Below are 17297 nucleotides of genomic sequence, written 5' to 3' on the forward strand. Positions count from 1 at the left end.
CAAGATATGCACAACGTCACGATAATATCCGTATAGCCAACAGCAGCATGGCGTACAATAGTAAAACTGGGGGTGACGACATGAAACTGACTGCCTTGGCAGGCGGGCGGCACAAGGCACCGCTGCGGCCGCTGCCGGCCATGGACCTGCCGTTTCTGGTGCTGGTACTCACGCTGGTGGGGTTCGGGCTGGTGATGCTTGGCAGTGCGTCGGGGGCGGTGGCCCTTTACCGGCGGGGCGATGCCTTTGCCTACCTGCGCCCCCAGCTGCTCTACGCCGCCATGGGCATTGCGGGGCTGTGGATGGCCAGCCGGGTGGACTACCACATCTTCCACAAATTGGCCTGGCCGCTGCTGGGGGTCTCGCTGGTGCTGCTTGCGGTGGTGCTTTTTATGCCGGAATACAACGGCTGCAAACGGTGGCTGGTGCTGCCGGGGGTGGGTACCCTGCAGCCAAGCGAGATCGCAAAATTTGCGGTGGTGCTGGTGTTTTCGCACATCATCTCGCTGAACCATGACAGGATGCGCAGCTTTGCGGTGGGGGTGCTGCCCTTTGTGCTGGTGCTGGGGGTGGTGGCGGCGCTGATGCTGCTGGAACCCCATCTTTCGGGCACTTTGCTGATCCTGGGCATCGGAGCTGTGCTGATGTTCGTGGGCGGCACAGGTCTGCGGTGGTTCGTGCTGGCGGGCGTGGGCGGGGCAGCCGCCATCGGGGCGGCAGTGGTCGTTATGCCGGACCTTGTGCCCTACGCCGCCGACCGCCTGCGCTCCTGGCAGGACCCTTTTGCCGACCCGCTGGGGGATGGCCACCAGACCATCCAGAGCCTGTACGCCATTGGCTCCGGCGGAGCCACCGGGCTGGGGCTGGGGAACAGCCGCCAGAAACACCTGTTTGTGCCTGAACCCCAGAACGACTTCATCTTCTCCATCGTCTGCGAGGAATTGGGCTTTGTGGGGGCCTGCGCCGTGGTGCTGCTGTTCGTGCTGCTGCTCTGGCGGGGCATTACCATTGCCGCCCATGCTCCCGACCGTTTTGGGGCGCTGCTGGTGGTGGGCTTTACCGTGCAGGTGGCCCTGCAGGCTGTCCTCAATGTGGCCGTGGTCACCAATACCATCCCCAACACCGGCATCAGCCTGCCCTTTTTCTCCTCCGGAGGAACGAGCCTGATGATGTTGTTGGGAGAGATGGGTATTGTCCTATCCGTATCAAGAGGTGAGACCTGACGGAATAGAAAACATAAAGTTGAATTGCCAAAGGCTCTCCCTTTGGGAGAGCTGGCGCGAAGCGCCTGAGAGGGCGAGGATGCTATAAATTGCCAAACAAACTTGTCCGCCTCACACTCCGGCCCTGTTTTGCATACGGTGGGGTATCTTTTGCGGAATGGGGGCACGGACATGGAGGAACGGATCGTGGTGACAGGGGGCCGCCCGCTGAACGGAAGCGTAAAAATTCCGGCAGCGAAAAACAGCGTTCTGCCGCTTTTTGCGGCATCGCTGCTCTGCACGGGAGAGGTACGGCTCCAGGCTGTGCCCCGCCTTGCGGATGTGGAACACTGCATGGCGCTTTTGCGGGGCGTGGGCTGTGCAGCCCGGTGGGAGGGCAGTGATGCGGTACTCTCCGGCCCGCCTGCCAACAGCACCCTGCCGGGGCAAACGGCGGGACAAATGCGGGCCTCCATTTTGTTCTGCGCGCCCCTGCTGGCAAGGCTGGGCCGCGCCGAGACCAGCCTGCCCGGCGGGTGCCGCATCGGGGCCCGGCCCATCGACCTGCATCTGGCGGGGCTGGCAAAAATGGGGGCGGTGGAGCTGGAAGCAGGGGAAGGGCGGCTGGTGCTGACGGCTCCCTCCGGCCTGCACGGGGCCGAGATCACCCTGCGTTTCCCCAGCGTAGGGGCCACCGAGACGCTTCTGCTGGCCGCTGCCTGTGCCAAGGGCAGGACCATCCTGCGGGGAGCGGCCCGGGAACCGGAGATCGCCGACCTTGCCGCTTTTCTGAACCGGTGCGGCGGCTGCATCGAGGGGGCGGGCAGCTCCACGATCCGCATCGAAGGGCGGCGGGGCCTTTCCGGGTGCTGCTTTTCGCCCCTGCCCGACCGCATTTTTGCTTCCACGCTGGCCTGCGGCTGTGCGGCAGCGGGCGGCCGGGTGGAACTGACCGGCTGCGCCCCTGCGCTCTATGCACCGGTGCTGGAAATTCTGGGACAAATGGGGTGCCGGGTGGAACCGGCGGGGGATACGGTGCGAATTTCCCGCTTTGGGCGGCTGCACGGGGCAGGCCGGGTGTTCACCGGAGCCTATCCGGCCCTTGCCACTGATGCTGCCCCGCTGCTGGCGGCGGCAATGCTCTGTGCCGACAGCGAGAGCAGCATCGAGGACGTGATCTTTGAGCGCCGGTTCGGCTGTGCTGAGGGCTTTTGCCGCCTGGGTGCACAGGCCGAAACGGCAGGCAGGGTGCTGACCATTGCGCCGGGCGGCCTTTTGCGCGGTACAGAGGTGGAGGCCCCCGACCTGCGGGGCGGGGCGGCACTGGTGCTGGCGGGGCTTGCGGCCCGGGGAACCACGGTCATCACCCACCCGGCGCATATCGACCGGGGATATGCCGGATTTACAGAGATTTTGGCCGGTTTGGGGGCGCAAATTCGGCGGGAATCGGCCCCGGGAAACGGGACGGTGAAAAAAACCTCTGCAAAAAAACAAATTTGTCTTGCAATCGGGGCAAAAAGATGATACGATACAGTTATATAAGTATAGTATCGAACTCTTCTTGTGCGAAAAGCGCAGGTTTACGATAACATATCCGATGGAGGACAAAAGTTATGGCACTCATGCTCGACGAAGAAATGGATGAAAATGTTACGACGATCAAGGTCATTGGCGTGGGCGGCGGCGGCGGCAACGCAGTCAACCGCATGGTCAGCGACGGTCTGCAGGGCGTAGAATTTATTGCAATGAACACCGACCAGCAGGCGCTGGCCAAGAACCATGCTGCCACCAAGGTGCAGCTGGGCTCCAAGCTCACCAAGGGCCGCGGCGCGGGCGCTGATCCCGAGATCGGCCAGCGTGCTGCCGAGGAAAGCAAGGACGAGATCGCAAATGCCCTGAAGGGCTCCCAGATGGTCTTTATCACCGCCGGTATGGGCGGCGGCACCGGCACGGGTGCGGCTCCCGTTGTGGCTGAGGTGGCACACGATCTGGGCATCCTGACCGTGGGCATCGTCACCAAGCCCTTCTCCTTTGAGGGCAAGCGCAAGATGGGCCTGGCAGAGCAGGGCATTGCAAACCTGCTCATGCACGTTGACAGCCTGATCGTTATCCCGAATGAGCGCCTGAAGATGATCAGCCAGGAAAAGATCACCCTGATGAACGCCTTCCAGGCTGCCGATAATGTGCTGCGTCAGGGCGTGGAATCCATCTCTGCTCTGATCAATGTGCCCGCCTTCATCAACCTGGACTTTGCAGATGTGCGCTCCATTATGAAGGATGCCGGTTACGCCCACATGGGCGTGGGCAGCGCCAAGGGCGCAGGTAAGGCAGAGAACGCCGCCAAGGCTGCGATCTCCTCTCCGCTGCTGGAAACCAGCATTGCCGGTGCGCACGGCGTGATCATCAACATCACCTCCAGCCCCGATATCGGCCTGGAGGATGTCGAGACCGCTGCCGGCCTCATCACCCAGAGCGCTCACCCCGATGCAAACATCATCTGGGGTACTGCGTTCGATGAGAACCTGTCCGATGAGATGCGCGTTACCGTTGTGGCCACCGGCTTTGACAACAAGGCCGCCGATGGCCTGCGCAGCAGCCTGAACAACGCCGCCGGTGCCGGTGCTTCCACCCCCAGCGCAGTGTTCAGCTCTGATGTGTCCGGCGCGGGTGCCGCAAAGCAGCAGCCTGCTGCCGCCGCAAACAGCGCTGCAAAGCCGGTGGAGGAAGAGAGCAGCGACAACCGTTACTACGACGAGCTGCTGGCGATCCTGAATAAGCGTAAGTAAGCAACAGTGTGAACCGCCCGGGAGGGGGCGTGGTCTCTTGCGCGCGTGAGCGGGAGGAGCAGAGATGGTACCAAACGACATCTGGCTGCGCACCGAATGGCTGAGCTGCCGCAGGACCAGTGTGCTGCGCTGTGTGGAGCGTTATTGTGCCGCCGCTGCCCGTGAATACCGCCGCGCTCTGCGCAGGGTGCAGGAAGTGGAGGAAACGATGGCGCAGGTCGAACCGGAAACCGGGAGACGGCTCCCGAGCCAGCCCGCTCAGGCGGAGCTGTTGAACCGCCGTCTTGCCGCTGCCAATGCGGAGATCCGCCGTTACCAGACCCGGCTTTACGCCTGTGAGCGGGAGATGGTGGCACTTCGGCAGGAGAACGCCGAGCTGGAAGCTCTGTGTGAGCAGGCGCGGGCAAACAGTTTGCTGCCGCCCGTGCCCCCGCAGCCCAAGGTGCTGGAACAGCCCGGCCTGCCGGTGATCGTGTTCCACCCGGCGGCGGATGCCCCCAAGGCAGAGCAGCCCCAGCCGGATGCTGTACCGGAACAGAGCGCACCGGAGCAGGAGCCTGCCCCGCAGGCCGCACCGCCGGAACCGAAGGAGGAACGCTGTCCCTTTGCGCAGCCGGACTGGAAGCCCACCACGGCACTCGACCATCAGGCAGTGGATCTGGTACATCAGCTGGAAAGCTTAATGACTGTATAACAAAAAGACGATGCACAAACGCTGTGCATCGTCTTTTTTGCGTCTTAGGGATGTTACCGCACGGCGCTGGTGCGGTGCTCCATGAGGTAGGTGGCCTTCAGGTCGGCAATGTGGAGCTTGACGGCAAGCGGGTATTTGTCGTAAGCCTCCGAGATGGCGAAGCAGCCGCCCTTGGCCGCATCGTCAAAGCCGCCCATGTGCCAGCGGATGGCCACCGCTTCCTCGACCTTCAGCTTCATAAAACGCTCGATCAGGAACACGCTCTTCTCGCCGTGGCCATAGGGGAACAGATCCTCCACGCTGTAGCTGGGCACCTTTTCCCACTGGCCGGTGGCATCGTTCTTCACATTGCGGGTGCCCTTTTTGTAGTAGTTGGCCTTGCACAGATCGTGCAGCAGAGCACAGATGGCATAGCTCTCCTCGCTCTCACCCTCGGTGAAAAAGCCGTCGTGGAGAGCATGGTAGACGTTCAGGCTGTGCATACACAGGCCGCCGTCACAGGCCCCGTGGAACCGGGTGGAGGCCGGAGCCGAGAAGAAATCTGTCTTGTTGTCCAGCCAGTCCAGCAGCTTTTCGCTGCCCGGGCGGGAGACATGCTGGTGCCAGATCTGCAAAAACTCCTCGTGGTAGTCCATCTTACAGCTCCAGATCTTCCAGAATGCCCTTGAGGATGGCCAGCTCTTCGCCGCTCAGGGAAATGCCCTTGCCCATGCGGGTGCCGTCCGGGGACCAATCACGGATGTCGTACTTGGGTTCGCCGTCATTCCAGCTGATGAGGTTGAGCTGGCGCTCCCAGCCGCGGGGACGCTGAGACAGCACTGCAATGCGCTGGACCACTTCGTATTTGATTTCTGCCATGTTTCCTTACCTGCCTTTGCTTTGTTTGTTATCATAATATAAGAACGCGGCGAAGATTTCAACAGGTAATTGGAAAATAATTTGAAAATTTTGATTTTACTTGCAGGAGCCGGATGTGATATCCGCAAAACGGCACGTTCTGCCAAGGGCTCCCCTGCGAGGGGCGATGGCGCGCGGAGCGTGACGGAGGGGGTCAACCATAAGGCTCCTCTTCCCGCAGGCGAACCAGTTCTTTTACCGCCTCCGGGTCATCCGGTGCGGGCTGGCGGCTGTTTCGCTTCTGCTCAGTGCTGAACAGCCCGGGGGCATACTGCGCCATTACGCCGGGTGTATTTCCTGCCAGAAATTCCTTGGCGTTTTTCTGCATACAGGCTGCCGGTGTGCCGTCCGTCATGGGGACCGCCTGGATCGGCGGCAGGTCCGGTTCCGGCGGCGGCAGCTGCACCTCCGGGCTGTCCGGCTGGCTGGGCAGCGCCCCCAGCGGCGGGCTCACCCGGCTGGATGTGGGGCCGACGTGCTTTTGCTTGTGGGACATAAGAAACACCTCCGCAAATAATTTTCCCTTTTAAAGGCTTATTATTCTGAAAGGTAAAGCTGCCCCACAACCAGGCTTGCCCTCTCAGTCTGCTTCGCAGCCAGCTCTCCCGAAGGGAGAGCCAAAAGTGCCTTGCCCTTTAGCAGATGTCTGCGGTAAACTCGCCAAAGGCTCCCCCTTTGGGGGAGCTGGCATCGCGATAGCGATGACTGAGAGGGTGTGTCTTCTGGTTACGTCACAATCTCCACCCAGCTGCCCCCGCTCCGCTCCTTGTGCACGATCACCTGCCGGTCGATGCGGTCCTTCAGGGCGGCGACATGGGAGATGATGCCCACCAGCCGGTCGCCTTCGGTCAGGCCGGAAAGCACCCGGATGGCCTGCTCCAGCGATTCCTCATCCAGCGAGCCGAAGCCCTCATCGAGGAAGAGGGTGTCCAGCCGGATGCCGCCTGCGGTGCTCTGGACTTCATCGGAAAGACCCAGGGCCAGCGCCAGCGAGGCCTTGAAGCTCTCGCCGCCGGACAGGGTCTTGACGCTGCGGCGGGTGCCGTTGTAGTGGTCGATGACCCCCAGGTCAAGGCCCGACTGGCTGCGCTGGTTCTCGGCACCGATGCGCTCCAGCTCGTACTGGCCCGCCGTCATCTGCATCAGGCGGGTGTTGGCGTGGATAAGGATGCGGTCGAGGTAATTCATCTGGATGTAGGCCTCCAGCCGGATCTTCTGCTTGCTGCTCAAGGTGCCGCCTGCCGTGGAGGCCAGTGCGTTTACCCACTGCCAACGGGCATCCAGCGCGTCTCGCTGGTCGGCAAGCTTCCGGTAATCGGCCAGCGCCCTCCGGTTGGGCAGCAGCCGGGCGTTCAGGTCTTTCTCCTGTGCGGCAAGGGCTTTGCGCCGGGCCAGCAGCTCGTTCTGCTCTGCCTTGAGCGCCGCGATCTTCTGGGGCTGCGCGGTCTGCTCCGCAGTCTGCCGGGTTTCCAGTGTCTGCACCGCAGCCTGGGCGGCGGCAGCAGCCTGCTGGGCTGCCGTCACCTGCGCTTCCAGAGCGGTGCGCTGCTCTGCCTGTGCTTTTCGCTGGGTTTCCAGCTCTTTTTTGCGGTGGCAGTCGGTATGGTTTTTGGTCTGGCGCTGCTTCAGGTCAGCCTGTACAGTGTGCAGAGCATCATTTTCCTCAGCCAGCGCAGTCTTGAGCAGGCTCACGGTCAGGGGCACCGGCCCCTCGGGCGAAGTGAACCGTTCGGGCAGAAGCGCTTCGGCATCCTTCCGCAGCTGGGCGCGGCCCTCCTGTTCCCGCGTCAGCGCTTCCCGCGCGGCGGCACTGGCCTCCTGTGCGGCGCTGTCGGCCTGGGCGGCGGCCTGCTTGGCTTTGTTCACCTGCACTTCGGTGGGAGCGGTGCGGGGCAGGTGGGCTCTGGCCGGGTGGTGGGTGCTGCCGCAGACAGGGCAGGGGACACCCTCTTCCAGCGTCTGAGCCAGCAGACCCGCCTGCGCATCCAGAAAGGCACGCTCCAGTGTGTCACGGGCAGAATGGGCCTCGGTCTGTCTGACCGCCGCCTGCCGGTAGGCCTCCTGCGCGGTGCGTGCGGTTGTGTTCCGGTGCTGGCACTCTGTCAGGCTCCGGGCCAGCTCGTTCAGCGCGGTTTCCCGCTGGGCAAGACGGGCCGCTTCTGCCTCCAGCTCCACCCGGCGGGTGTCGGCATCGGCCAGAGCGGCAAGCTCTGCTTCAGAAGCCGTGAGTGCCGCATCCAGTGCTTCCAGCGTTTTGCGCCGGGTGCTGGCCTTGGCGGATTCCAGCTGGGCGGTGCTACGGGCCTTGGCCAGCTCTCCGGCAACCTCCTGCCGCTGGCGCTCTGCCTGCTCTGCCGCGCCCAGCGTGGTCTGTAACCTGCTCAATTGCCTGTCCAGCGCAGCCAGCGCGTCTGCGGCCTGTGCGGCGGCGGCTTCCTGCCGGGCGGTCAGCCCCTCCAGCAGGGTGGTCACTGGGTCCGGCGGCATCTGCGCCGAAAGTGTCCCCAGTGCTTTGGCCTCCGGGTCGGCGGCATCATACGAGATGCCCGCAAGCACTGCGTCCAGCTTTGCGTTCAGGGCGGCGCGTTGGGCCGTGAGGGCAGAGTTCTCCTCGGCCAGCGCCTCCTGCAGTTTCTGGTAGCGCTGGGTGCGGAACAGCTTCCGGAAGATCTTGCTCCGCTCCTCGGTGGTGGCGTTGAGCAGGCGGGTGAACTGTCCCTGCGCGATCATGGCGATCTGGGAAAACTGGTTGTAGTCCAGCCCGATGATATCAATGACAGCGGCAGTCACCTCCTTGGCTTTGGTCACAGGCGGGCGGCCGTCGGCATAGGTCAGGGCGGCATCTGCTTTTTCAGTGGTAAACCCCTCGCCCCGTGCCTTGGGGCGCAGATACTCCGGGTTGCGCCGGACGGTGTACCGCTGCCCCCGCACCTCAAATTCCAGCTCCACAAAGGTGGGGGTGCCGGGGTCCGCGTATTTGCTGCGGAGCATGGCCCCATCCCGCACGCCGCCGCTGGAATGATCGTACAGGGCGTAGGTGATGGCATCGAACAGGGTGGTCTTGCCCGCGCCGGTGTCGCCGGTGACAAGGTAGAGCCCGCCTCTGCCCAATTGCTCCAGCGGCAGGGTGGTGGTGCCTGCATAGGGGCCAAAGGCCGAGAGGGTCAGCTTGAGCGGTCTCATGCGTCCTCCTCCTTCCAGATGCTTTCAATGAGCTGCTGGCAGAAAGCCGCCTGCTCATGGGTCAGGGGCTGGTTGTTCTGCAGCTGGTAAAAATCTGCAAAGTGCTCCAGCGGTGTTTTCTGTTCGGCCTTTGCAGGGGCATCCAGCTCCTGCCGGGTCTGGGTGCGGCGGTTGTCGTAATCCAGCCGCATCAGGTTGGGGTAGATGACCCGCAGGCGGGCCAGTGCCTCGGGGATGTCCTGCTCATCGGTCAGGGTGATGTGCAGGTAATCGTCCACGGCGGTGCCCTCGTAATTGCGGCGGTCGGTCAGCTCCATGTAGCTGCCGCGCAGCTCCCGCAGATCGTGCCGGGGCACCAGCGGTTCGGCGGCAATGGTCACGCTGCCCTTTTCGTCCAGCTCCACAAAGGTCACGCTCTTGTGCTGGCTGGCCTCCGAGAAAGAATACTTCAGCGGCGTTCCGCAGTAGCGCAGGGTGTCCCGGCCCACCTTCTGGGGGCTGTGCAGATGCCCCAGCGCCACATAGTCAAACTTGTCGAACAGGGCGGCATCCACCCAGTCGATGCCGCCCACGCTGGGCTCCTCGCTCTCGCAGGAGGCAGCTCCTGCCACGAACTGGTGTGCCACCAGCACACTGCGGCGGGCCGGGTCAGGCGAACAGTGATCCAGCACACAGGCAAGGGCATCGTTGTAGCTCTCAATGGGCGCGTCCGGCCAGACGTGCCGCACCATAGCGGGCTTCAAAAAGGGCAGTAAGTACAGATCGACCGGGCCGTGTGCGTCGGTGAGGGTGATGGGCTCCGGCGGCCCGGAAAACACCGGTGAGACGTAGACCCTGCTTTCGGCCAGCAGGGCAGAGCCAAAGGCCACCCGGTCAGCGGAATCGTGGTTGCCCGAGATGGCGAACACCGGCAGTTCCCGGCGGGAAAGCTCGGTGAGGAACCAGTCCAGCAGGCGGACCGCCTCGGCAGGCGGCACGGGCTTGTCGTACAGGTCACCGGCCAGCAGCACGGCATCCACGGGGTGGGAATCGAGCAGGGATAAGATCTGCTCTAAAATATAGCGCTGGTCGTCCAGCATGGAGAACTCGCAGACCCGTTTGCCCAGGTGCAGGTCGGAGAGGTGGAGAAAACGCATGGGGAAGCCCCCTTTCTAAAAGGATGGCTCTATTATACCACGGAATGTTCTCTTTTGCGTGCCAAAAGAGAACCAGAAAAGCACCCGCTACTTTCGAAGCGCGGGAGGCACGAACTAGGGGCTGCTCGCCCCTAGTAACCCCAAAGCAGAGGGCTCCGAACAAAAATGCTGGAGATTCCCGCCTGTCGGCGTGAAGATCTCTTAACCGCATTTTTGCCCGGAGCCGATTGAAATTTTTAACTAGCGGGGAACAGCTTCTCCCAGGTGGCTTTACCCACAGCACCGTCAGCGTTCAGGCCATTGCGGCGCTGGAACCGCTGAACAGCGGCGGCAGTCCGGGAGCCGAACTTTCCGTCCGTGCCGATCTTCTCCCCCAGCGTGTTGAGCTTCTGCTGGATGAGCCGGATGGTGCCGCCGGACATGCCGGTGCGCATCACGATGCCGGGATAGGGCACCGCCAGCCCGTGCTTTGCGGTGTACTTTGCGTAAAGGGCATTCCAGGTGTTGGCCCCGACTTTGCCGTCCATGTTCATACTGTTCCGGAGCTGGAATTCTTTCACGGCGTTTTCGCTCCTGGTGCCAAAGTGGCCGTCTATGGTCAGTGCGGGGTAATAGCTGCACTGGTCACGCACGCCGTTCAGCCAGGTCTGCACCAGAGCTTCGTCCGGGCCGTAGGAGCCCTTTTGGATCAACGAATAATAAGCGGGGATCGCCATTGTGGTCACACTCCTTCCACGACAGCGTATGCAGCGCAGTGGGGAGGTGTGCCATAGCGTTTTTTGCCCTCTCCGTCTTTGCTTCGCGCCTGAGAGGGCGAGGCTGTTTCGACCAGCACCTGATCCTCCCGGCTTGCCGTCACCCGCTGCCACCACTCCACGCATTTGAACCGCACCACATACCCCCCACACACCAGATCGTTTTCCTCCGGCAGGGCGTAGGTGCCGCAGGCAGAGCGGCACAGCCCCGGGTAGAGCACGCACCACCAGTTTTTGCCGTGGCGGGCGTTGCCGCCCAGGTCGATGCGCAGGGCCTGATACCGCCCGGCGGGCAGGATGCCGGTGGAATAGCGGGTGGTATCAAAGTACATTTCCACCAGCTGTACCGTAACGGTGGAAAAAATCCCCCGTCCTGCCAGCACGGCCCGGGCCGTCAGCTCCAGCGCAGGCAGGTTCTCTGCCGCCCAGCGCAGGGCGGCAGGCTTGTCCTGTGCGGTGCAGCGGGCATCGGCGTAGGCCAGAACGGCATCCCGCACGGCGAGCTTGGCGGTCTGGTCGGCAGGGGAATCGCTGTCGGCCCGGATGTGGAAGCGCAGGGTGTCGGCACAGAGGAGGACCCCGGTGTCCAGCTGCGTCTGCCCCCAGCGCAGGGCAGCAGGCAGGGCGCTCAGAAGCAGCGCAAGGGAAAGCACGGCGCACCCCAGCGCCATCTCACGGCGGGTGAGCGTGCGGGAAAAGAATGGCAGCATAAAAACAGGCCCCTTTTCTGGAAATGATAACCAGAGAATGGGCCTGTTTGACACATTTTATTCTGATACTTGATTTTTGCAGTGAAGTCTGACTGTAATGCCAAGGGCTCCCCCTTCGGGGGAGCTGGCAATGCGAAGCATTGACTGAGAGGGTTGTTCCTTTTAGTTCTTCAGGGACTGCATGGGAGCCGGCAGGCGGCCGCCGCGGTTGATGAACACCGAGGGGTCACGCTGATTCACCGGCATGATGGGGCCATAGCCCAGCAGACCGCCGAAATCCAGGATCTCGCCTGCCTTGCGGCCGATGGCGGGAATGACGCGGACGGCGGTGGTCTTGCTGTTTACCATGCCAATGGCGGCTTCGTCGGCGATCAGGGCGCTGATGACAGCGGGGGTGGTATCGCCGGGGATGATGACCATATCGATGCCCACCGAGCAGACAGCCGTCATGGCCTCCAGCTTCTCGATGGTCAGGCAGCCGCATTCGGCGGCATGGATCATGCCGTCGTCCTCGCTGACGGGGATAAAGGCACCGGAGAGGCCGCCCACATGGTTGGAGGCCATCACGCCGCCCTTCTTCACAGCATCGTTCAGCAGGGCCAGGCAGGCCGTGGTGCCGCAGCAGCCGCAGGTCTCAAGGCCCATCTCTTCCAGAATGTTGGCCACGCTGTCGCCCACAGCAGGGGTGGGGGCCAGCGAAAGGTCGATGATGCCTGCGGGCACGCCCAGAGCCTTGGAGGCCAGATTGGCCACCAGCTGGCCCACGCGGGTGATCTTGAAGGCGGTGCGCTTGACCAGTTCCGCCACCTCGTCGATGGGAGCATCCTTGGGCAGCTTTGCCAGCGCGGCGCGCACAGCGCCGGGGCCGGAAACGCCGACATGGATCTCACAGTCGGGCTCGCCGGGGCCGTGGAATGCACCGGCCATGAAGGGATTGTCCTCGGGTGCGTTGCAGAACACCACCAGCTTTGCCGCGCCGATGCACTGGCGGTCGGCGGTCAGCTCGCTGGCCTTCTTCACGGCTTCGCCCATCAGCTTGATGGCATCCATGTTCAGGCCTGCCTTGGTGGCACCGATATTCACCGAGCTGCACACGATGTCGGTCTCGGCCAGTGCGCGGGGGATGGACTCGATCAGGCGGCGGTCACCGGCCGAGAAGCCCTTGTGCACAAGGGCGGTGTAGCCGCCCACAAAGTTCACGCCCACCTTTTTGCCTGCGGCATCCAGTGCCTTGGCAAAGTCCACGGGGTCTGCATCGGGGCAGGCACCCAGCAGCATGGCAATGGGGGTGACGCTGATCCGCTTGTTGATGATGGGAATGCCGTACTCGGCGCTGATATGCTCCACGGCGGGCACCAGATCGGCTGCCTTGGTGGTGATCTTGTTGTAAATTTTTTCGCAGGCCTTCTTCGGGTCCGGATCAATGCAGTCCAGCAGGCTGATGCCCATGGTGACCGTGCGCACGTCCAGATTGTCCTGCGTGAACATCTCGATGGTCTCGAGGATGTCGCCGGTATTCATCATGCTCATAAGAGTATCCTTTCTGAGCCTCTCCGTCATTGCTTCGCAATGCCACCTCTATTAAGGGAGCTGGCGCAAAGCGTCTGAGAGGTCTTGTCTGTTAGATGGTATGCATCGCGTCAAAAACTTCCTGACGGGTCAGATTGATCTGCATCCCCATCTCCTTGGCCAGAGCATCGGTGCGGGCGTGCAGCTCCTCATGGCTGACGCTGCACTTGGAGATGTCCACCAGCATGATCATGGCAAACATGCCCTGCAGAACGCTCTGGGTCACATCCTCAATGTTGATGTTCAGCTCGCAGCAAAGGGCGGCCACTTTGGCAACAACGCCCACGGTATCGTGTCCGATGACGGTGATAAACGCTTTCATATTCCTTACCCCCATTGTTTCTGGTAAAAACCCCTCAGGCGCTTCGCGCCAGCCCCCCTGGTAGTGGGGCCTCTGGCGTTGCGTGGAGTTTTGCAAGTTCCCCGTTCCGCACAAACTGTATCATTCTGCCAAGGCCGCCCCTATTAGGGGAGGTGGCAAAGCCGTCAGGCTTTGACGGAAGGGTTTAATTTCAGTATAGCAGATTTGCCGATTTTTGAACACTCTTTTTGGAAAAAAGAGCAGTTTTCAGGCGGAAAAGACATTCTATACCGCTTTGGTGTAAAAAAATAAGATGCAAAGCGGCGATTCTTGTGCTATACTGAAAAATAACAGCGGGGCGGGTGCGCCCGCCCGCGCAAAACAAAGGAGAAACGACCATGGAACAGCTTTTGAAGATTCTGGAAGACAATGCGCGGCTGCCCATTGAGGACATTGCCACCATGCTGAATAAATCCCCCGCCGAGGTGGCGGCTATGATCGACCTGGCCCGGGCGCAGGGCATCATCAAGGGCTACAAGACCCTTGTGGACTGGGAAAAGGCCGGGGTGAACCGGGTGGAAGCGGTCATCGAGCTGAACGTCAGCCCCAAGAAGAGCCGCGGCTTTGATGAGATCGCAGCCACCATTGCCGCCTTTGACGAGGTGGAGAGCGTGCTGCTGATGAGCGGCGGCTATGACCTGCAGCTGGTCATCAAGGGCCAGACCTTCCAGGAGATCGCCCTGTTCGTGGCAAAGCGCCTGAGCCCGCTGGACGATGTGCTGTCCACTGCCACCCATTTTGTCCTGCGCACCTATAAAAAAGAGGGCCGCCTGTATCAGGACGAAGAGATCGATGAAAGAGAGTGCACGGTTCTGTGATGGATTACGATAAACTGATCGCGCCTGCCGCACGGGAGATGCGCCCCTCCGGCATCCGCAAATTCTTCGATCTGGCCGCTGATATGCCCGAGTGCATCAGTCTGGGCGTGGGCGAGCCGGATTTCAAAACACCGTGGGCTGTGCGGGAAGCAGGCATCGAGAGCCTGGAGCATGGCCGCACCCGCTACACCGCCAACGCAGGCCTGAAAGAGCTGCGGGCGGAGATCTGCAGATATCTGGAGCGCCGGATGCACCTGCACTACGACCCCCTGCGGGAGGTGCTGGTGACCGTGGGCGGCAGCGAAGCCATTGATATGTGCATCCGCGCCATCGTGCAGCCCGGGGATGAGGTGATCATCCCGGAGCCCTGCTTTGTCTGTTATGAGCCCATCACCACCCTGTCCGGCGGTGTGCCGGTGCATGTGCCCTGCCGCCAGGAGGATGAGTTCCGCCTCAGGCCCGAGGCCCTGAAAGCCGCCATCACCCCCAAGACCAAGCTCCTTATCATGCCGTTCCCCAACAACCCCACCGGTGCGGTGATGGAGCGGGAGGATCTGGAAGCCATTGCGGAGGTCCTGCGGGATACCAACGTCATGGTGCTTTCGGATGAGATCTACGCCGAGCTGAACTACGGCCTGCGGCCCCATGTCTCCATTGCCACCCTGCCCGGCATGGCCGAGCGGACCATTGTGGTGAATGGTTTTTCCAAGAGCTATGCCATGACCGGCTGGCGCTTGGGCTATGCCTGCGGCCCGGCTCCCATCATCAAAATTATGACCAAGATCCACCAGAGCGCCATTATGAGCGCCCCCACCACCAGCCAGTATGCGGCCATCACCGCCCTGCGGGAGTGCGACGGCGAGATCGACAAGATGCGGGACGAGTACAACATGCGCCGCCGTCTGGTGGTGCACGGCTTTAATTCTATGGGCCTGACCTGCTTTGAGCCGCGGGGTGCATTCTACGCCTTCCCCTGCATCAAGAGCACCGGCATGACCAGCCAGGAGTTCTGCACAAAGCTGCTGGAGCAGAAGCATGTTGCGCTGGTGCCCGGCGATGCCTTTGGCGCATCCGGCGAGGGCTACTGCCGTGTTTCCTATGCTTACAGCGTGGAGCACTTGACCGAGGCCATGAAGCGTATCCGGGAGTTCCTGAAAGAAAACGGCATCAACAGCGGAGAGCAGTGAGGAGGAAGAACGATGGCAAAACTGAACAGTGTGACCGTTCTGGCCCCGGCCAAGCTGAATCTGGCGCTGGACGTAGTGGGCCTGCTGCCCAACGGCTACCATAACCTGGATATGACGATGCAGGCCATCACCCTGTACGAGCGGGTGGTGCTGCGCCGCAGCCAGAACCTGAGCCTGACCTTGCCGGGCAGCCCGGTGGCCGCCAACGATTCCAACACGGCCATCAAGGCGGCGCTGGCCTTCTTCCACTACACCGGCCTGCTGGCGGGTGTAGAGATCACCATTTACAAGAATGTGCCGGTGCGTGCCGGTATGGCGGGCGGCAGCGCCGATGCCGCCGGTGTGCTGGTGGGCCTGAACGTCCTTTACGGCGCAAAGCTCTCCATGAGTGAGCTCTGCGCGCTGGGGGCAAAGATCGGCGCGGATGTGCCCTTTGCCCTGATGGGCGGCACCTGCCGGGTGCAGGGCGTGGGCGATGTGATGAAAGCCCTGCCGCCCTGCCCGGACTGCTGGTTCACGGTGGTCATGCCCGATTACGGCGTTTCCACCCCGGAAGCCTTTGCCGCTTATGATAAAGTGGGCAGCAGCACCCACCCCGACTGCGAAGCCCAGGAAAAGGCGATCCGCGCCGAGGATCTGGCGGGTGTGTGTGCCGCCGCAGGCAACGCGCTGGAGGAATGCAGCGGTGCCAGAGACAACGAGGCCATCAAGACCGCGCTGAAAGAGAACGGCGCTGTCACTGCCCTGATGACCGGCAGCGGCGCGGCAGTATTTGGCATCTTTGAGAGCGAAGAAGCTGCCCGAAGCGCCGCCGAGGCTGTCAAGGCACAGTGGCCGCAGGTGTATGTGGCACGGCCCGATCGGGGCGGCGCGCGGGTCGTCAGCCCGAAGTGGATGCTGTAACATGCATAACCTCCTTTCCAATGGGGAAAACTGCCCAAAGGAAAGGAGGTCTTTTTGTGCAGACCTTTTATAAAGTGTGCCTGATCCTGATGATCATTGGCGGCATCAACTGGGGGCTTGTGGGCCTGTTCCAGTTTGACTTTGTGGGCTGGCTGCTGGGCGGCAGCAGCTCCATCTGGTCGCGCATCGTGTTTACGGTGGTGGGCGTGGCCGCTGTCTGCGGCATCCCGGGGCTGTTTGCAGAAGAACCGGAAGAATAAAAAACGGCTGCTGCACGGAAAAAATGTGCAGCAGCCGTTTTTTGTGGATTCAGTTATCCCAACCCACCAGATCGGGCAGGGTGAGGGTCTCATCCGAGCAGTGGGGGTCTGCAGGGCCGTCGGTGGGGGCGGTTGCCTTTTCCACAGCCCGCACGATCTCGCTGATGGCGGCGCAGTCCTCGGGCAGGTCGGTCTGGCTGCGGCCCGAGTGGGTGAACAGGATCTGGCCCAGATGGCCCACCACCAGCGTCAGCGGCAGCAGCTGAGGGGCTTTGGTGTCGTAGTGGTAACCGGCATCTCTGGCGGCCTTGTAGATCTTCTGGGCCGCAAAGCTCCAGCTCAACAGGCCGCGGGTCTGCTCTACGCCCAGGTAGCCGTACAGCACGCCGGGGCCGTCGCAGATGACAGGAAAGGGGAAATCTGAGCCGTGGGTGGCCTTTGCCACCGCCTGCGCCGAGGAACGCACCACACAGACAAGCCGTGCCCCCTTGAGCTGGGGCAGCGTTTTCAGGTAGCGGGTGATATATTCGCGGCTGACAGGGTGGTCGAACCCGGGCAGGAAGATCATGCACAGCGGATGCTCCCCCTCGCACAGGGCGTAAAAATCATTGCCCGGCACCGTGGGGGTGTCGTAGGTGAAACGGGGGATGCTCGTCCCCACCAGATGTTCGCTTTTCATACCGCAATGCACATCCTTTCCGCAAGAACCTCTCCGGCATCGCTGCACAATGCCGTATCCCCTGCTGGGGGTGCGGGGGCATCAGCGCCTGAGAGGTCGTCCTATAAAAAAATCCACACACTGGCCTTGTGGCAGGCCAGCGGTGGATGCAATGCTA

The 17297-nt window shown here is 62.2% G+C and carries 18 protein-coding genes; 8 read left to right on the forward strand and 10 right to left on the reverse strand.

Annotated elements, in window-relative coordinates:
• The first annotated feature begins 80 nt into the window (after positions 1–80).
• The 4 genes from D3F01_RS09855 (at position 81) to D3F01_RS09870 (ending at position 4682) form a co-directional block, all read left to right on the forward strand.
• Complete coding sequence (locus D3F01_RS09855) at positions 81–1223, forward strand: putative peptidoglycan glycosyltransferase FtsW (protein WP_097770814.1); 1143 nt, start codon at positions 81–83, stop codon at positions 1221–1223.
• A gap of 171 nt (positions 1224–1394) precedes the next feature.
• On the forward strand, positions 1395–2726 hold the full coding sequence (locus D3F01_RS09860; RefSeq protein WP_242888365.1) for a UDP-N-acetylglucosamine 1-carboxyvinyltransferase: 1332 nt from the start codon (positions 1395–1397) through the stop codon (positions 2724–2726).
• Positions 2727–2815: 89 nt separating this feature from the next.
• On the forward strand, positions 2816–3988 hold the full coding sequence (gene ftsZ, locus D3F01_RS09865) for a cell division protein FtsZ (protein ID WP_005935636.1): 1173 nt from the start codon (positions 2816–2818) through the stop codon (positions 3986–3988).
• A 64-nt stretch (positions 3989–4052) separates the two neighbouring features.
• Positions 4053–4682: a hypothetical protein gene (locus tag D3F01_RS09870; protein WP_242888367.1), complete on the forward strand. Its 630-nt coding sequence runs from the start codon at positions 4053–4055 to the stop codon at positions 4680–4682.
• A gap of 53 nt (positions 4683–4735) precedes the next feature.
• Here D3F01_RS09870 and D3F01_RS09875 read toward each other — a convergent pair whose 3' ends face one another.
• The 9 genes from D3F01_RS09875 to D3F01_RS09915 all read right to left on the reverse strand — a co-directional run bounded on the left by D3F01_RS09875 (position 4736) and on the right by D3F01_RS09915 (position 13254).
• Positions 4736–5317, reverse strand: coding sequence for a hydrolase (locus D3F01_RS09875; RefSeq protein WP_242888369.1), 582 nt, complete (start codon positions 5315–5317; stop codon positions 4736–4738).
• Position 5318: 1 nt separating this feature from the next.
• Positions 5319–5540, reverse strand: coding sequence for a PC4/YdbC family ssDNA-binding protein (locus D3F01_RS09880; RefSeq protein WP_005935630.1), 222 nt, complete (start codon positions 5538–5540; stop codon positions 5319–5321).
• A 193-nt stretch (positions 5541–5733) separates the two neighbouring features.
• Positions 5734–6075 carry a hypothetical protein gene (locus D3F01_RS09885; RefSeq protein ID WP_005935628.1) on the reverse strand — a complete coding sequence of 114 codons (342 nt, stop codon included), beginning with the start codon at positions 6073–6075 and terminating at the stop codon, positions 5734–5736.
• 230 nt (positions 6076–6305) lie between these two features.
• Complete coding sequence (locus D3F01_RS09890; protein WP_242888371.1) at positions 6306–8762, reverse strand: SMC family ATPase; 2457 nt, start codon at positions 8760–8762, stop codon at positions 6306–6308.
• Positions 8759–9898 carry an exonuclease SbcCD subunit D gene (locus D3F01_RS09895; protein ID WP_242888373.1) on the reverse strand — a complete coding sequence of 380 codons (1140 nt, stop codon included), beginning with the start codon at positions 9896–9898 and terminating at the stop codon, positions 8759–8761. Before D3F01_RS09895 ends, D3F01_RS09890 begins: the two co-directional genes overlap by 4 nt.
• A 236-nt stretch (positions 9899–10134) precedes the next feature.
• Complete coding sequence (locus tag D3F01_RS09900) at positions 10135–10614, reverse strand: peptidoglycan-binding protein (protein WP_117505727.1); 480 nt, start codon at positions 10612–10614, stop codon at positions 10135–10137.
• A 5-nt stretch (positions 10615–10619) separates the two neighbouring features.
• The gene (locus D3F01_RS09905; RefSeq protein ID WP_242888375.1) at positions 10620–11363 is read right to left on the reverse strand and encodes a stage II sporulation protein R; all 744 of its coding nucleotides are present in this window, start codon (positions 11361–11363) and stop codon (positions 10620–10622) included.
• Positions 11364–11525: 162 nt separating this feature from the next.
• On the reverse strand, positions 11526–12893 hold the full coding sequence (locus D3F01_RS09910) for a PFL family protein (protein ID WP_082210803.1): 1368 nt from the start codon (positions 12891–12893) through the stop codon (positions 11526–11528).
• A gap of 91 nt (positions 12894–12984) precedes the next feature.
• Positions 12985–13254: an ACT domain-containing protein gene (locus tag D3F01_RS09915; RefSeq protein ID WP_098923015.1), complete on the reverse strand. Its 270-nt coding sequence runs from the start codon at positions 13252–13254 to the stop codon at positions 12985–12987.
• 377 nt (positions 13255–13631) lie between these two features.
• On the opposite strand from D3F01_RS09915, the gene D3F01_RS09920 reads away from it, so the two are divergent.
• From D3F01_RS09920 to D3F01_RS09935, 4 genes are read left to right on the forward strand one after another with little or no spacing between them, the layout of a single operon-like run.
• Positions 13632–14111: an Lrp/AsnC family transcriptional regulator gene (locus tag D3F01_RS09920; protein WP_005935606.1), complete on the forward strand. Its 480-nt coding sequence runs from the start codon at positions 13632–13634 to the stop codon at positions 14109–14111.
• Positions 14111–15298, forward strand: a complete 1188-nt coding sequence (locus tag D3F01_RS09925) for an aminotransferase class I/II-fold pyridoxal phosphate-dependent enzyme (protein ID WP_117505728.1) — start codon at positions 14111–14113, stop codon at positions 15296–15298. The genes D3F01_RS09920 and D3F01_RS09925 overlap by 1 nt, the downstream gene beginning before the upstream one ends.
• Before the next feature lie 12 nt (positions 15299–15310).
• Positions 15311–16201, forward strand: a complete 891-nt coding sequence (gene ispE, locus D3F01_RS09930) for a 4-(cytidine 5'-diphospho)-2-C-methyl-D-erythritol kinase (RefSeq protein ID WP_242888390.1) — start codon at positions 15311–15313, stop codon at positions 16199–16201.
• A gap of 20 nt (positions 16202–16221) precedes the next feature.
• A complete protein-coding gene (locus D3F01_RS09935) occupies positions 16222–16461 on the forward strand; it encodes a DUF378 domain-containing protein (protein ID WP_097770821.1) in 240 nt (79 codons plus the stop codon).
• A gap of 49 nt (positions 16462–16510) precedes the next feature.
• Here D3F01_RS09935 and D3F01_RS09940 read toward each other — a convergent pair whose 3' ends face one another.
• Positions 16511–17140, reverse strand: a complete 630-nt coding sequence (locus tag D3F01_RS09940) for a hypothetical protein (protein ID WP_242888392.1) — start codon at positions 17138–17140, stop codon at positions 16511–16513.
• Positions 17141–17297 lie beyond the last annotated feature (157 nt).

This window comes from Faecalibacterium sp. BCRC 81149, from assembly GCF_022750605.1.
Lineage (GTDB): Bacteria > Bacillota > Clostridia > Oscillospirales > Ruminococcaceae > Faecalibacterium > Faecalibacterium duncaniae.

Bases quoted from the DNA above. Each gene is read 5' to 3' on its own strand.
- D3F01_RS09855 (WP_097770814.1), top strand. From the start codon at position 81: ATGAAACTGACTGCCTTGGCAGGCGGGCGGCACAAGGCACCGCTGCGG.
- D3F01_RS09860 (WP_242888365.1), top strand. From the start codon at position 1,395: ATGGAGGAACGGATCGTGGTGACAGGGGGCCGCCCGCTGAACGGAAGC.
- ftsZ (WP_005935636.1), top strand. From the start codon at position 2,816: ATGGCACTCATGCTCGACGAAGAAATGGATGAAAATGTTACGACGATC.
- D3F01_RS09870 (WP_242888367.1), top strand. From the start codon at position 4,053: ATGGTACCAAACGACATCTGGCTGCGCACCGAATGGCTGAGCTGCCGC.
- D3F01_RS09875 (WP_242888369.1), bottom strand. From the start codon at position 5,317: ATGGACTACCACGAGGAGTTTTTGCAGATCTGGCACCAGCATGTCTCC.
- D3F01_RS09880 (WP_005935630.1), bottom strand. From the start codon at position 5,540: ATGGCAGAAATCAAATACGAAGTGGTCCAGCGCATTGCAGTGCTGTCT.
- D3F01_RS09885 (WP_005935628.1), bottom strand. From the start codon at position 6,075: ATGTCCCACAAGCAAAAGCACGTCGGCCCCACATCCAGCCGGGTGAGC.
- D3F01_RS09890 (WP_242888371.1), bottom strand. From the start codon at position 8,762: ATGAGACCGCTCAAGCTGACCCTCTCGGCCTTTGGCCCCTATGCAGGC.
- D3F01_RS09895 (WP_242888373.1), bottom strand. From the start codon at position 9,898: ATGCGTTTTCTCCACCTCTCCGACCTGCACCTGGGCAAACGGGTCTGC.
- D3F01_RS09900 (WP_117505727.1), bottom strand. From the start codon at position 10,614: ATGGCGATCCCCGCTTATTATTCGTTGATCCAAAAGGGCTCCTACGGC.
- D3F01_RS09905 (WP_242888375.1), bottom strand. From the start codon at position 11,363: ATGCTGCCATTCTTTTCCCGCACGCTCACCCGCCGTGAGATGGCGCTG.
- D3F01_RS09910 (WP_082210803.1), bottom strand. From the start codon at position 12,893: ATGAGCATGATGAATACCGGCGACATCCTCGAGACCATCGAGATGTTC.
- D3F01_RS09915 (WP_098923015.1), bottom strand. From the start codon at position 13,254: ATGAAAGCGTTTATCACCGTCATCGGACACGATACCGTGGGCGTTGTT.
- D3F01_RS09920 (WP_005935606.1), top strand. From the start codon at position 13,632: ATGGAACAGCTTTTGAAGATTCTGGAAGACAATGCGCGGCTGCCCATT.
- D3F01_RS09925 (WP_117505728.1), top strand. From the start codon at position 14,111: ATGGATTACGATAAACTGATCGCGCCTGCCGCACGGGAGATGCGCCCC.
- ispE (WP_242888390.1), top strand. From the start codon at position 15,311: ATGGCAAAACTGAACAGTGTGACCGTTCTGGCCCCGGCCAAGCTGAAT.
- D3F01_RS09935 (WP_097770821.1), top strand. From the start codon at position 16,222: ATGGGGAAAACTGCCCAAAGGAAAGGAGGTCTTTTTGTGCAGACCTTT.
- D3F01_RS09940 (WP_242888392.1), bottom strand. From the start codon at position 17,140: ATGAAAAGCGAACATCTGGTGGGGACGAGCATCCCCCGTTTCACCTAC.